The following is a 13,472-nucleotide window of genomic DNA, read 5'->3' on the forward strand; positions in this document are numbered from 1 at the left end:
CGATTGAGGAATCCATATCTTATCCTCAATGTTGATGCTGTCAAACGCGGTCAAGCTACAAAGGACTTCCCGAAAAAGGGAGGTTAAATGCAGCTGCGGCTAAGATAATTGTCGGGGCAGTGCCGGGGAAAATAGCTCGGTTCCAGGGGAATTTATACTAAGTACACGCAGATTCCTCTGCCAGCGCTCGCCTGCTTTTACTCTAAACTCCAGAACAATTCCTAGAAGCCGGAAAAATGACAGCTCAAACAGCTCAACTCACTCGTCCCAAAATTATTCTCGACACCGATCCGGGTGGAGATGATATCCTTGCCTTACTGTGGCTTCTGAGCTTGGTCAAGCAAGGACACGCTGAACTTGTCGCGGTGACTTCCACTTATGGCAATGTCGATGGCAAGCTCACGTTTTCCAGTGCTAGCCAGATTTTAAATTTAGTAGGGTTACCACAGATAAAGCTGGGGCGCGGTGTCCCCTTAAAAACAGAAAATGTGGAAGATGCCTCCTACATTCATGGGGCGGATGGCATGGGCAATCTATCCCATACCTTACCAAAGCCCACCCATAACTTTGAGAAAGCGGAATACTCCGACGATATCATCATCAAGGAACTGAACGCCGATCCGGGGGAAATTACCATTCTAGCGATCGGTCCTTTGACCAACCTGGCGGCTGCGGAAGCGAAAAGTCCGGGGATTCTCAAAAAAGCCAAAGAAATTATCATCATGGGGGGCGCTTTCTTCTATTCGGGTAATGTGACTCCCCATGCTGAATTCAATATTTGGTTTAACCCAGAAGCTGCTCAGGCTGTATTTGACAGCCGAGACGATATTGTCGTGATGCCGGTAGACGTGACCCATCAGTTGATCTTCACACGAGATATAGCTGAGAAGATTACTCAGGAAAATCCGAATAGTCAACTTTCTCAATTTTTGAGAGCTCTTTGTGAGTTCTTGATTGGCACAGCCTTGGGCTATCGACAAACCTTAGGAGTTCCTGGTTTTCTTGTCCACGATGCGGCAACTTTAGGATACCTATTCTATCCAGAAACCCTGATGTTGAAAAGGGCAAAAGTTCAGGTTGAAACAAAGGGTGAGCTGGCACGGGGACTGACATCCATCGACACTCGATCGGGAGTGAAAACAGGAGCAAATGCCTGGGTGGCGTTGCAGATAGAACGGGACAAATTTTTCTCCTGCTTGATTGAAGATGTGAAGTGCCTATTCAAAAAGTAAGAGATGATGGCTCTGCAGTCAGAGCCAAGTCTGGTTGTCTAGCAAAACCTGCATCCCTAACTTGAATCTTTTGAAGACTGCCAATATCCCTGTTGGCAGTCTTCTACGTTTGTGTTCAAATCTTTGTTTCTGGTTTGTTTCTGGGGCGCACCCCCACCAGACTCTGCTAAGGGGCGTCCCAGAAAGCAGGCTAAAGCCCAACTACAAACTTTTGGGCTAAAGCCCAACTACAAACTTTTGGGCTAAAGCCCAACTACAAACTTTTGGGCTAAAGCCCAACTACAAACTTTTGGGCTAAAGCCCAACTACGAACTTTTGGGCTAAAGCCCAACTACAAACTTTTGGGCTAAAGCCCAACTACGAACTTTTGGGCTAAAGCCCAACTACAAACTTTTGGGCTGAAGCCCAACTACGAACTTTTGGGCTGAAGCCCAACTACGAACTTTTGGGCTGAAGCCCAACTACAAACTTTTGGGCTAAAGCCCAACTACGAACTTTTGGGCTGAAGCCCAACTACAAACTTTTGGGCTAAAGCCCAACTGCAAACGGATCGCCGGCAGCACCCCGATAGAACTTGGTTGCGATCGCCCTCTCCGCAATGACTTTTGCCGCACCGGCAATCCGCCGCATCTAGCATGCAAGCAGCTTTCTACGCCTCCAGGACCTGACGGATGCGCCGCTCTAACCGCTCGAGATCCAGACCTCCTTCGTCGCGACAAATACGGCGCACAGTTGCGTTGACGCCAGTCAAATCTGCCAGCAAATCTTGCAGAATGTCCTGCTGCTGGCGCGACTGGATAACCTCACGCGGTTCTTGCACCAGATCCCGCACGATCGTGTCTTCAGCACGCGCCGCGACAATCGGGTCGCTTTGCCCTTCTATATGAACGAAAGTCCGCCGCCCCGGTCCGCGATCTTCCTCCACCGGCACCAGCGCTGTTACCCGATCCGAACGCACATATTTGCCGAATCCAAGATGGACTAACACTGAAGATTGAACTTTCATAAAGATTCGCGTTTACTTTATTAACTCCCTCTATTTTAACTCAAAATAACTCTGCCATCAACTTGCCAAAAAATGCGGCTTTTATCCCGAAAATGTACGGTTTTACTCACCTGTAAAGCGCCTCAAAAAAGGCGTCTGCAACCTCGATTCCAGCCCCTATTGATGAGGTCACACCCCCAACTCTCCCACCAGTCGAGAAAGGAATCTCAACCGTTCATCCACTCAGCTCGCAAACCGTCAATCTTATCCAGATAGTCAGGCACCGGCTCCCCGCCAACCCGACAAGCTTCCCTGTCCACATCAATCAAATCGTCCCCCCAAAACACCTTCCCCAACACCACAGATTTTCCTCTGTCCGGCTTCCAGTCCGCACTGAAATACTTGCGGTCGCCATCCACAACCGCCCCATCAAATAAATGCCCAATGCAGAAATAAACATCTTGCAAAACTAAAGGCACAGATGGCCGGTGCAGCTGCCCTCGCGAATTGGGACTTCGCGCTTTGTAGTGCGCTCGCGGAAACAGCCCGTACAGATTCTTCAAAGAAGCCGAAATCAGCGGCTCTCCATTCAAATGAGTGCGTTTCAGTGCGCCCACCGCAATCCGGCAGTCCACTTCAGCCAGCAGTGCCGGTGCTAGCATCGATTTGAAGCGCACCGGCACCGGCGAGAGATTCCGATAATCCGCCAGCGGGAGCGTGTCAGCATCCAGCACCCGCATCCCCTCATCCAGCACCCTGCAAACCCCATTGCGGCTGATAATTTCTGCCAAAGAGACTGGCGAACACACTCCCTCCACAATCAAAATTTCCGCATTCGGACTCGCTTGTCTTAACCCGCGCAACACCTCTCCCAACACCCCCACACTGACAGTCACCGGCGGCTTAACCGGATACCCCAAGTTGGGTTTGACCAAAATTCGCTCAGCCGCAATCGCAGCCTTGGGTGGAGTGTAGGTAAACGACGCTGTACTCGCAACCTGAACCTCTGCGCTAGACAAAATCCGCATAGTTGGGCTATTCGACACTTATTCCCCTCTCTTATGTTAGCATAAATCGGACAATTCAAATGCTTATCAGCCACCGGCAGCGGTGGTTCCCAGAAAAATGCGAGAGCTCTACCCCCCAATCGAACCCTACAGACAGGGAACCTTGCAAGTTTCCGATTTGCACACCCTGCATTTTGAAGAATCTGGCAACCCCCAGGGAAAGCCAGTCATCGTGCTGCACGGGGGTCCCGGCGGTGGGTGCCTGCCCTCTTACCGGCAGTATTTTGACCCCAGCCGGTGGCGTACAGTAATGTTCGACCAGCGGGGCTGCGGGAAAAGCACCCCCCACGCCGAACTGCGCGAAAACACCACCTGGGATTTGGTCAGCGATATTGAAAAACTCCGAGAGCATTTAGGCATAGATCAATGGACTGTTTTCGGTGGCAGTTGGGGGAGCACCCTGTCCTTAGCCTACAGCCAAACCCACCCCTCCCGGTGCTCTGGGCTAATTCTGCGCGGCATTTTCATGCTAAGACAGGAGGAATTGCGGTGGTTCTATCAAGAAGGTGCCAGTTACATCTTCCCCGAAGCTTGGGAAGAGTATCTCAAACCGATTCCCCCAGAGGAGCGCTCCGACCTGATTTCAGCCTATCACAAGCGCTTGACCGGCCCTGACCCAAAAATCAGACTTGAAGCCGCCCGCGCTTGGTCAATCTGGGAGGGCAGCACCAGCCGGCTGCTGCCTGATTCCCAGCTGGTGCAAAGATTTGGGGAGACGCAATTTGCCGAGGCTTTTGCCCGCATTGAATGCCATTACTTCGTCAACAAGGGATTTTTCGAGCCGGAAAATCAATTGCTTCTCAACGCTGGGCGCATCCGCCACATCCCTGGCTTTATTGCTCACGGACGCTACGATATGGTCTGTCCGGTGAAAAACGCTTGGGAGCTGCATAAAGTCTGGCCAGAAGCTGAATTGAGGATCGTCCCGGATGCCGGTCACTCCATGAGCGAACCGGGCATTCGCAGCGCCCTGATTGAGGCAACCGACAAATTTGCCGGCTTTCCTTAAGCCCACAGCTCGCCACCGACACGAACTGTGCGGTAAATTAAAAAGTGTCGGATCGCCAACACGAGGACGACTGTAATGAAATCCCAATCCAAATCCAACAAACCCAAATTACCCCCTTTAGTTCCCCGGGAGTCCGAGGATCTGCTGCGAGCGATTTGCCTGCTGGGAAACCGGACAAAAGGCGAGTTGGGAGCCAAACCTCGCGCTGAGCTAATAGACCTAGTTGGCAAATATCCCAAAACTGTCGAGGAAGCTGCAGAGTGGAAAGCAGCCCTCCGCCAAGTTGCTAAGGACAGGGAGTCCTGATCTGCTGCGCCGCCCAGTCGCACTGCGAGCGCAGGGGACACTCGGCGCAGCGAGGGTTCTTGGCGGTGCAAACTGCCGCCCCAAAGTCCAGCAGGGCCAAATTCCACACTCCAACTTGCTTCTTGGGAGCAGCTGCAAGGGCTGCCTCCCAAAGCAAACTGGAGCGCCACTTCACCCGACCTCCCTCCAATCCAAAGAATCGCTCTAAGATTCGGGCGACATTGGTGTCGAGAACGGCTAAGGGCTGTCCGTAGGCGTGGGCGCAAACAGACCGGGCAATGTATGGCCCAACTCCGGGCAGTTCCAGCAGTTCCGCTTCTGTGCGGGGAAATTTTCCCCCATATTTTTCCAGCACGATTTGCGCTGACCGGCGCAGTCGCTCCGCCCGTCCAAAAAGACCGAGCGGCTGCAACAGACTGACCACTTCTCCCACCGGCACTGCTGCTAGATCCCCTAGCGTGGGATATCGCGCCACAAATGTCTGGTAAATGGGAGCTACTTTTGCGGCATTGGTTTGCTGCAGCAAGAACTCCGCTACGAAAATCGCATAGGGGTCTTTTGTCCTGCGCCAGGGGAAGTCCCGAAAGTGCCGGTCGCCCCACGCCCCAAGGTGCCGGCGGAACCACTTGACTTTTCCTGTACCTAGATGTTCTTGAAGGTTCTTTTTTGAGCGCTGTAATCTTTCTTGTGCTGCTGCTACCATTTTTTCGTTTTTTAATAAACCGCCAAGACGCCAAGAGCGCCAAGGAAAGGGAGAGGATTTCACAAATTATTTAGCATCTGTAGGGTGCGTTCCGCCGCACCCCTTATTTGTGATAAGGTGGAGCGCACCCCCCTGTAGCGGTGCGTTCCGCGTGCGAGTCCCTCCCATTATGTGTGCGAGAATGAATGACGCGGAACGCACCCTACTTTCTGTCCTCAACACGCTCGCAGTCGTAATAGCCTTTGATTTCGGAGTTGTAAAATTTTCCTATTGAGTCTGAGTCGAGCAAGTCTTCCCAAGTCTCACTTTCGACACCAGAATATTGATAGACCGCCCCATTATAAAACTCGACTTGCAAAATTTGCCGGTCTTCATCGTATCCTATCGCTGAGGCCATCGTTGAGCGCACCGGCAGCATGGCGATCGGCTCTTTTCCTGCCGGCAGTTCTGTCTCTTCATCGGAAAAGGACGAGATGTCATTATTAGCAATATAGGCGAGCTGTTGCAGGCCCTGGTACGCGGCATAGGGGGCGTTCAGTTCCAGATATTCCATCTCCTCGCCCCGGTCGATTAACACCTGCAATTGCCCGTCAGAGTGACCGATAGCCACGACAGAACTTAAGTCAATCTTATCTAGCCTCATGCCGATTCTCCCTTCCTATTCCGCAGGATTGGTCAAGTGCTGTTTACATCACATATAGAGAGCCTATACCCTTATCTTAGCGTGCGTTGATTTTTTCGTCAAGTAGCGGGGCGAGAGATTTCTCCGCTCCCCGTCAGGAGCCGGCACACTCTCTCCTCTTCCTTGGCGACCTACCCAACGGGCAAGCCGCTAGCGCGTCTAAGGCGTCTTGGCGGTTCAATATAAAAAATACCGGCTAATCGTGAGCTGTGCCATCCGGGAGAATTGCCCCCTGGAGGTTAGCGCCGGTCAGGACAGCCTTAGTCAGATTCGCGCCTCGGAGATTCGCGCCTCTGAGGTTCGCGCCTCTGAGGTCAGCGCGGGTGAGATTGGCCCATCGCAAGTCAGCACCGGCCATCTCAGCCTCCCTGAGCTTCGCCCGGAAAAGGTAAGCTCCATTCAGGTGCGCCCGACACAAGGACGCTTTGGAAAAGTCCGCCCGGTAAAGGTAAGCTCCCATCAGCTCAGCTTCGTGGAGCTTAGCGCTGCTGAGGTTGGTATTGCTGAGGTTCGCGCCGGTGAGGTTGGCCCCACTGAAGCCGGTGCCGGTGGCGTTGGCGTCACTGAGATCCGCGCCTTTGAGGTTGGCCCCCCTGAACTCGGCCCCTATGAGGTTGGCATCGCACAGATCCGCGCCTCTGAGGTCAGATGCCATCAGGGTGGTGCCGGTGAGGTTGGCTTGGCTGAGGTTAGCTTCCATCAGTTCGGCTTCGTTGAGGTTGGCCAAGCTGAGGTTGGCGCTGCTGAGATTGGCGGCAATCAGTTTGCTGCTGGACAGCTCTGCCCGTCTCAGGCTAACATTGCAGAGGTTGGCACCTCTGAGGTTAGCGCCGGCGAGATACGCTTCGCTCAGGTCTGGTTCTGCGTGGGGGTTGCTCGCTCTCCACTTAATCCATGTTACCGCACCCTCCTTTAGTATGGCGAGGTGCTCTGTATTTACCATTATCTGTCTCCTTTGCTGAATTAATTGCCGGATGAACCCGGCACCCCAACCCCCTCCTCGACGGCGGGGAGGGGGAGTGAGAAGGGTCAACGCCCCAATTTTGACTTTATCCTGAGGCTGCGCCTGAAATTACTGTGAGTTCGCACCGGCAGCCGGTTGGGCCAGCACCGGCGGGCTATTCCTTGCGCCGGCTGAGGGGATTTTCCCGACCGGCCACCCTTTCTATCGCCGCCAGCGCCCCCCTGGAGCCGGCGAGTATGTCCCGCTCTTCGCCGCCGAGGTAGAGGCGTCCGAAGCTTCCGACGGCCTGAACTTCCAGGATATTGATGGCGGCGGCTTTTTCTGCTTCGTTCGCCGCCAGCGCTGCATAAGCTGCCGGTTCGACTTCCAGGACGTACAGGGTTTGGCCCGCCAGCAGCAGCTGCCCCCGCCGGGTGCGGTTGATCAGCTGTGTTTGGTGGGGGTCAATGTTGCGGATAATCTGGCTGGAAATGACGCGAGGTTTGAGACACTCGTCCCTGTGGACTCCCAGCGTCTCCAGAATCGCTTTGCCTGCAGCTCGCGTGTCGCTCTGCCGGCTAGAATGAATTTCCAGGAGGCCATAAAGGCGCTCCACCACCTGCACCCCCGGACGTACAGAGGCGGCTTTCAGGGCGATATCGGTAATCCGGTTAATTTCGATGCCGGGTGAGATTTCGATCCACAGCGAGGTATCCCCCGGCAGCGGCAAGAACCCCAAAGCCACTGTCCCGATGTAAGCCGCGTGCTGGGGCTGCAAGCTGTCGAGAAATACATAACTGCGCAGTTCTATACCCAAAGCTGTTCTCCTTTCCACTCTTTTGCAGTCCCCGGGGGGTGGGGACAAGCGCTACCCGGATCTCACGCCGGCGATCTTGATGTTTCCATTCTTTGGGAGTCTCCCGCGAGTGGGGACTTCCATCCACCCAGGCAGTAGGATGGGTTAGCCGAGACTGCGCCACCCAAGTTAAATTAGCACAAGAGTGGCGTGCGTTAGTCAAGAGTGCAGCACCCTGGTTGGGGTTGGGCGGGTGCCGGTTCCCCAGCGTTGGGGTTGCGCGGGTGCCGGTTCCGCTCGGTTTTGGGGGTGCCGGGGTGCGTTCCGAGCCGCACATCCGCACCCTACTTGGCTGTATAATCAGGGCGGAAGTTCAACAATTTTTCTTATGCCCGATCCGGGGAATGCAACACGTTATCAACCGGCTCTCTTCTAATCTCTTTCGGGACTTTTTGGTTCAGGAAACGGTGAGTTATTTAAGAGCGGTTATCCAGGTTGATCGCACAGTTTTGTATTATTTCTATCGGGAGTGGAATGGGCAGGTCACTTTTGAGTCTTTGAGCTCTAGCGATCTGTCTATTTTGGGGATGAAGGGGCCGGATGAGTGTTTTAATGGTGAATATGCGGCAATGTACCAAGCGGGACGGGTGCGGGGAATTGCTGATATTGAAGTAGAATCTATTCAAGATTGTCACCGGCAGTTTCTCCGCAGTCTGCGGGTTCGCTCTAATTTAGTTGTGCCGGTGCTCAATAGGAAAAGGCTGTGGGGGCTGCTCATCGCTCATCACTGTCAGGACACTCGCTGCTGGGTTGCGTCGGATATTGAAGCGATGCAAAAAGCTGCGGAAACTTTGGCAATGGCACCGGCTATCCGAGATAGTTAGGCTTTTCACCGGCATCCGGGGAACCCGGCACCCAACCCCCCTCTCCGCACGCGGGGAGGGGGCTAAGAGAAGAGGGGTTTATCTTGCTATGGCGGGGCTTGCCGGTGGGTAAACTGAAGGGGGGACTGTTTGGTGAATCAATATGGATAAAATTGCTATAATTTCGGATATTCACGGGAATTGGGCTGGGTTGCAGGCGGTTTTGGCGGATATTGAAGGGTGCCGGTGCGACAGGATTGTGTGTTTGGGGGATTTGGTGGATGGGGGGAATTTCAATGATAAAGTTGTCCGGTTTTTCAGGGATAATCATATTGTCTGCGTGCGGGGAAACCATGATGAGTTCAATGATTTGGTGTTGGCTGAGGATGTGCGAAGTTTCCTGATGCAGCTTCCGGAGAGTGTGGCGGAAGATGATGCGGTTTACACTCATATCTCTCCCCGCAAGAAGAATAAGGTCAGCAATTGCATTGAGGCTTGGAATGTGTTTGATGAAACGCCGCACAGGTTGGTGTTTGTGGGACACGTTCACGTGCCTCTGATTTTTGGGGAAAGGTCTGAGGAGTTCGGCTCGGCGACATGTTATAATTTCAAGTATGGGGAACCTTTTCTCTTGGAGGGAGAGGACCGGCATATTATTTCGGTGGGGGCGGTTGGCTACAGTCGCGATCGGCTTCAAAAACTGCGCTATGCTATTTATAATAAGAGGGACAGGACTGTTGAATTCAGGGCGGTTGATGGGGAGCTCCTTCCTTTTGGATGGCTGTAGTGCGACGCGGTTTCAGTTTGTAGTTGGGCTTTAGCCCCAAGGTTCGCAGTTGGGCTTTAGCGCCAAGGTTCGTAGTTGGGCTAATGCCCAAGGTTTGTAGTTGGGCTAATGCCCAAGGTTTGTAGTTGGGCTAATGCCCAAGGTTTGTAGTTGGGCTAATGCCCAAGGTTTGTAGTTGGGCTAATGCCCCACCAGAGTTTAGACTGCCGGCATGGCTGCCGGTGGTGCACCGGCGGATTTGCTGCACCGGCAGTGCCGGCAAGATGCCGGTTCTAATGTCCATTGCTGTGCCGGTGTCGAGCAAGGGAGCTCCATCCGCAGTAGGGTGCTTTTGCCGGTGGCACTTGAGTGAGATGGGTGCCGGCACAGGGGGTGCTTTTGCGGGCGGCACTTGGGTGAGATGGGTGCCGGCACAGGGGGTGATTTTGCCGGCGGCAACCCTAAACTTTGTTTCCATTCTTTTGGAGTCCCCAGCGAGTGGGGACATGTTGCGTTTGGCTTTAGAGCGACTTGTTAGGCGCTACCACTTCATAAAAGGAGGAGGACTAAAGGGATGTTCTGAAAACCAATCTTTTGCCCCCTTTATGAGGAATTTGTGAAACCCGTTGTTGGGTATGGTTTCTTTGACTTGGTTTACATAGCGCCTGGGAAGACCAAAAGTGAAAAAGCCTAGGGAAAAATCAATGAGGTCGCCTTGACGAAACAGCTCAACTAGCGGGTAGCGGTCATCTCTATAAGGGCGGACTTTATGGTGCATTTCGACCATCAGTCCTATTTCTTCCGACCATCTTTCAAGGCCGGCGTTAGATAAATATTGCTTGACCTGTGCTACTGATGGCGAGATGTAGTCCACGGTATGGTCTGACCATAAACCAATGTCATGGAAGCAAGCGGCAATAGCCAATTTGGTGTTTTCTTCTTCCGTGCAGGAGCGCAGTGCCAGACAGAAGTTGAACATGCGATAGACATGCCCTCTGTACCCCGGATAGTCGTCCCCAATTCTTTCCTGCCACACGGAAAGAATCTCTTCGATGAGGGGGGAATTTGTCTCAGTATTCATAGCACGGAAAAAAGTGATAATTCATATTACTACAGGTTCTATATTATCAAAGTTTCCATTATTTTGGGTTTCCATTCTTTTGGAGTCCCCAGCGAGTGGGGACGAGACTCTGTGCCGCTTGCACCCACTCCGGAACCGGTTTCCATTCTTTTGGAGTCCCCAGCAAGTGGGGACCGGCAAGCCTCAGGGGGGAGACTGCCCACACTTCTGATGCCGCAAGGCGTGGCGTTGATCGATTTACTGGTAGATGGCCCGACAGGCGTCCCAGATTCCCTGGTGTGCCGGTTCGCTTCCAGGCTTTCTGTAGAGCGCCCTTTTGAAATTTAGCAAAGCGGTTTGGTAGTCCCCTTTTTTCATAGCGTTCTGAGCGTTTGCAAGGCAAGCGTTATGGGTGGCGCAAGAGCCTGGCAAGAGAATGCCTAGGCTGTATACGTCGGCAATGGATAGAAGTGCTTCAACCTCGACATCTCGCGAAGAAAAAGATTGAGCCATCGAAAGCTCTATCCGCGCCATATTCCAGTTATAGACTGCCATGTGTGCGCGGGCCGCTCTCAGGCATGTATTGCGATCATTGCATAGAGCACTGTCGCCATAACCGCCAATATTGGCGTTACTGCTGCCGCCGTTACCACCACCGCCTCCATGACGGTGATATGTGCCTGTTTTCCTGTTTGTGTGCCCGCCGCTGGCGTCGGTGCGGCCTGGGTGTGCGAGAGTTGGTGCTGGCAGTGTCAGGCAGATGCTGGCACTTGCCAAAATGATAGCCTTACGGCAGTGGCAGAACATATTTGTCTGTTTCTATTCTTTTGGAGTCCCCAGCGAGTGGGGACCCCTAATCCAGCCGACAACGGCACCCTAATCTGCCCAAACTGGTTTCCATTCTTTTGGAGTCCCCAGCGAGTGGGGATCCCTCGATTGTAAATCCTTACCACACCGGCAGTCTAGAGGCGGTTTGCGTTAGCGAAGCGGCGCGGAACGCGCGGGGGGGTGCCGGTTTGTACTAACAAAACCCGATTTTTCCCCTTCCGAAATCGCTGAAACCCTTACAGAGAGCGGCAACGCGGGGGTTGGCGAAAGAATCGGCATTCCAGCCATTTCCCGACCCCCTTGCTAACCCGCCATTCCCCCACTAGAGAACCACCGAAGAGGGCGGCGGCGTCAGGGGTGGCCCAACCCCCCAAGTGTCCACCTGTCCCAGCATGTGCTTGGGCACAACATAAAACCGCAGGCTGTCCTCCTCCAGCTTCACCCGTTTCCTCAGCCTTTTCTGGAGCTCCTCATACTTTGGCCCAGTCAGCACGCATTCAAATACCGAATACTGCACCCGCCGCCCATAGCCCTCCAGCAAATCGGACACCGCTTTGCGGCGCTTGTCGCAGGGAATATCGTAAACCACAACATAAAACAAAAACAGCATCAGCAGAGGGACATCAATAAACTTGACACCTACTTGACACAGATAGAGCAGCAGACAGCTCAGAAATGGGCATTGGGCATTGGGCATTGGGCATCAGCGCATGCATGGTATTGCGATGAGTCTTCCCCATGCGCCATACGATGATGCGCCATGGGATGATGCGCCATGCCATTATAGCAGTATGCACTTAGGTTAGAACATTAGACCTTCAGGGCAGGCGGGACGCTCCCCCTACGTCTATAGAGCAGTAAGCATTTAGGGAAGGTACATTCCGGCCTCCCTTGCTCCAGAGCTGCCAAAGCTCCTATTGTCTTAACCCATATGACTACTGCTATACAACCGCCACGCCATCACATAGGGCGAACTTCTTTGCCGCCGGTCTTAGTTCAAGTGATATGCGCACTCGAAGAATACCCACCACCTCTGGCAGAACCTATTAGGTGGTTATTGTTGACAACTTTACCTGTCAGTGCCTTCGATGAGGCTGTTCGATGCGTGCGTTGGTACAGTTATCGATGGCTGATTGAACGCTATCATTATGTACTAAAAAGCGGTTGCCGGCTCGAACAACTGCAACTAGAAACAGCAGACCGTATAGAGAGGGCAATAGCAACTTACAGTATTGTGGCTTGGCGTTTATTATGGCTGACCTATGAAGCGCGTCGCCACCCTGATGCCACAAGTGTTGAATCTTAACAATTCGACACAAAAAAGCGCCCAAAACGTGCTATGTTTTCGGATAGTGTCAAATAAATCTTGTTAACAAACTGTGCTCTACTCTTTTCCCAAGCTTGTCCAAAAATGGTTGGCATCTGTGCCCACAAATGATTATCCTGTCCTTAACACCCGCTTGTTTATGTCCATATGGTTGAGCTATGCAATGGATAAAAGCTTGACCAGTATGAGAGATATATTCAAGCGACTAAATGCCAGGGGCTTAGAAATCAATATTTCAATTTTATCCAAAGCTAATAAGCGCAGAAATCGAGAGCTATTTTTAATGGTTTATAAACAGTTTAATGAAAAATTTGTAGTCAAAAAAATAAAAAATTATATCTAATTGATTTGAACGTCATTATTCTGACAAGTAAATTGCTTTGGCTGCCAGAATACTATCAAGTCAAGCTTGTTAGCTCCTTAAATTTAACCACAGGAGTTCCAGAAGAAAACTTAATAAATTTTGGATACGACTCTGACTACAGATACGGTCAAGAGATATTAGATACTTTGCCCTCTAACGGCGTATCAGTAATGGATAGGGGCTTTTCTGGTTTAAATTTTTTACGGGTGGCGAGCCAGTCAAAGAAGTATTTTGTATTGCGCATCCCTAACAGCTATAGCAGTATGCACTTAGGTTAGGACATAGATAAAACTGCTGCATCAACTGATTGCCTTAACTCCTCACCCCTGATGAGAGCTTGACGGATATAGTTTTTAAGTCTTGCCCAACATCTTTCAATTGGATTCAGGTCTGGGGAGGCGGTAAATAAATTAAATCGCACCCCGCTGATTTAATCAGTTCCTCAATCCTCCCACCTTTATGAAAACTGGCATTATCTAAAATCACAATTTGGCCCGCTTTTAAAACGGGAATAAGTTGAGTCCCGACCCAGCTTTCAAAG

At 52.2% G+C, this 13,472-nt stretch carries 19 protein-coding genes and 1 pseudogene; 9 read left to right on the top strand and 11 right to left on the bottom strand.

Translation table 11 applies throughout. From position 1 onward, the window contains the following. The first annotated feature begins 236 nt into the window (after positions 1-236). Entirely contained in the window at positions 237-1,232 is a 996-nt protein-coding gene (locus tag OSC10802_RS0130320) for a nucleoside hydrolase (protein WP_017720537.1), read from the top strand. A gap of 649 nt (positions 1,233-1,881) precedes the next feature. On the opposite strand, the gene OSC10802_RS0130330 is transcribed toward OSC10802_RS0130320, so the two are convergent. Next, complete coding sequence (locus tag OSC10802_RS0130330) at positions 1,882-2,238, bottom strand: hypothetical protein (RefSeq protein WP_017720539.1); 357 nt, start codon at positions 2,236-2,238, stop codon at positions 1,882-1,884. A 206-nt stretch (positions 2,239-2,444) separates the two neighbouring features. Further along, the gene (locus tag OSC10802_RS0130335) at positions 2,445-3,245 is read right to left on the bottom strand and encodes a DUF362 domain-containing protein (RefSeq protein WP_017720540.1); all 801 of its coding nucleotides are present in this window, start codon (positions 3,243-3,245) and stop codon (positions 2,445-2,447) included. Positions 3,246-3,342: 97 nt separating this feature from the next. On the opposite strand from OSC10802_RS0130335, the gene pip reads away from it, so the two are divergent. Next, on the top strand, positions 3,343-4,293 hold the full coding sequence (pip, locus tag OSC10802_RS0130340; RefSeq protein ID WP_017720541.1) for a prolyl aminopeptidase: 951 nt from the start codon (positions 3,343-3,345) through the stop codon (positions 4,291-4,293). Between the two features lie 75 nt (positions 4,294-4,368). Next, complete coding sequence (locus tag OSC10802_RS0130345; protein ID WP_017720542.1) at positions 4,369-4,599, top strand: hypothetical protein; 231 nt, start codon at positions 4,369-4,371, stop codon at positions 4,597-4,599. Here OSC10802_RS0130345 and OSC10802_RS0130350 read toward each other — a convergent pair. The 4 genes from OSC10802_RS0130350 to ccmP all read right to left on the bottom strand — a co-directional run bounded on the left by OSC10802_RS0130350 (position 4,580) and on the right by ccmP (position 7,744). Continuing rightward, positions 4,580-5,302 carry an iron-sulfur binding domain-containing protein gene (locus OSC10802_RS0130350; protein WP_017720543.1) on the bottom strand — a complete coding sequence of 241 codons (723 nt, stop codon included), beginning with the start codon at positions 5,300-5,302 and terminating at the stop codon, positions 4,580-4,582. The two genes, OSC10802_RS0130345 and OSC10802_RS0130350, sit on opposite strands and share 20 nt — an antisense overlap. 202 nt (positions 5,303-5,504) lie before the next feature. Next, a complete protein-coding gene (locus tag OSC10802_RS0130355; protein WP_017720544.1) occupies positions 5,505-5,945 on the bottom strand; it encodes a KTSC domain-containing protein in 441 nt (146 codons plus the stop codon). Positions 5,946-6,180: 235 nt separating this feature from the next. Beyond that, positions 6,181-6,927 carry a pentapeptide repeat-containing protein gene (locus OSC10802_RS0130360; RefSeq protein ID WP_017720545.1) on the bottom strand — a complete coding sequence of 249 codons (747 nt, stop codon included), beginning with the start codon at positions 6,925-6,927 and terminating at the stop codon, positions 6,181-6,183. Positions 6,928-7,102: 175 nt separating this feature from the next. After that, positions 7,103-7,744 carry a beta-carboxysome protein CcmP gene (gene ccmP / locus OSC10802_RS0130365; RefSeq protein ID WP_026098951.1) on the bottom strand — a complete coding sequence of 214 codons (642 nt, stop codon included), beginning with the start codon at positions 7,742-7,744 and terminating at the stop codon, positions 7,103-7,105. A gap of 383 nt (positions 7,745-8,127) precedes the next feature. On the opposite strand from ccmP, the gene OSC10802_RS0130370 reads away from it, so the two are divergent. Continuing rightward, positions 8,128-8,607 (top strand): GAF domain-containing protein, encoded by a 480-nt coding sequence (locus OSC10802_RS0130370; protein ID WP_017720547.1) that lies wholly within the window; start codon positions 8,128-8,130, stop codon positions 8,605-8,607. A gap of 142 nt (positions 8,608-8,749) precedes the next feature. Then, entirely contained in the window at positions 8,750-9,373 is a 624-nt protein-coding gene (locus OSC10802_RS0130375; RefSeq protein WP_017720548.1) for a metallophosphoesterase family protein, read from the top strand. Positions 9,374-9,503: 130 nt separating this feature from the next. Here the strand turns inward: OSC10802_RS0130375 and OSC10802_RS0130380 are convergent, their stop codons facing one another. Beyond that, a complete protein-coding gene (locus tag OSC10802_RS0130380; protein WP_017720549.1) occupies positions 9,504-9,830 on the bottom strand; it encodes a hypothetical protein in 327 nt (108 codons plus the stop codon). A gap of 63 nt (positions 9,831-9,893) precedes the next feature. Next, positions 9,894-10,433: a hypothetical protein gene (locus OSC10802_RS0130385; protein WP_017720550.1), complete on the bottom strand. Its 540-nt coding sequence runs from the start codon at positions 10,431-10,433 to the stop codon at positions 9,894-9,896. Positions 10,434-10,544: 111 nt separating this feature from the next. Between OSC10802_RS0130385 and OSC10802_RS53415 the strand changes: the two genes are divergently transcribed. After that, positions 10,545-10,760, top strand: a complete 216-nt coding sequence (locus tag OSC10802_RS53415) for a hypothetical protein (RefSeq protein ID WP_198525318.1) — start codon at positions 10,545-10,547, stop codon at positions 10,758-10,760. Here the strand turns inward: OSC10802_RS53415 and OSC10802_RS56830 are convergent. Then, positions 10,671-11,219 carry a YHYH domain-containing protein gene (locus OSC10802_RS56830; RefSeq protein ID WP_155968588.1) on the bottom strand — a complete coding sequence of 183 codons (549 nt, stop codon included), beginning with the start codon at positions 11,217-11,219 and terminating at the stop codon, positions 10,671-10,673. The two genes, OSC10802_RS53415 and OSC10802_RS56830, sit on opposite strands and share 90 nt — an antisense overlap. A gap of 343 nt (positions 11,220-11,562) precedes the next feature. Then, positions 11,563-11,850, bottom strand: a complete 288-nt coding sequence (gene cas2, locus OSC10802_RS0130400; RefSeq protein ID WP_198525313.1) for a CRISPR-associated endonuclease Cas2, Ssr7093 family — start codon at positions 11,848-11,850, stop codon at positions 11,563-11,565. Here cas2 and OSC10802_RS57240 point away from each other — a divergent pair. The 3 genes and pseudogenes from OSC10802_RS57240 to OSC10802_RS51575 all read left to right on the top strand — a co-directional run bounded on the left by OSC10802_RS57240 (position 11,833) and on the right by OSC10802_RS51575 (position 13,209). After that, positions 11,833-11,994 (top strand): hypothetical protein, encoded by a 162-nt coding sequence (locus OSC10802_RS57240; protein ID WP_512699235.1) that lies wholly within the window; start codon positions 11,833-11,835, stop codon positions 11,992-11,994. The two genes, cas2 and OSC10802_RS57240, sit on opposite strands and share 18 nt — an antisense overlap. Before the next feature lie 135 nt (positions 11,995-12,129). Then, positions 12,130-12,519: pseudogene (locus tag OSC10802_RS51570) on the top strand (transposase); the annotation flags it as partial. 396 nt (positions 12,520-12,915) lie between these two features. Continuing rightward, the gene (locus tag OSC10802_RS51575) at positions 12,916-13,209 is read left to right on the top strand and encodes a transposase (RefSeq protein ID WP_155968590.1); all 294 of its coding nucleotides are present in this window, start codon (positions 12,916-12,918) and stop codon (positions 13,207-13,209) included. Positions 13,210-13,315: 106 nt separating this feature from the next. Here the strand turns inward: OSC10802_RS51575 and OSC10802_RS57080 are convergent, their stop codons facing one another. After that, entirely contained in the window at positions 13,316-13,417 is a 102-nt protein-coding gene (locus OSC10802_RS57080; protein WP_445727660.1) for a transposase, read from the bottom strand. Positions 13,418-13,472: the final 55 nt, after the last annotated feature.

This window comes from Kamptonema formosum PCC 10802 (assembly GCF_000332335.1).
Lineage (GTDB): Bacteria > Cyanobacteriota > Cyanobacteriia > Cyanobacteriales > Oscillatoriaceae > Oscillatoria.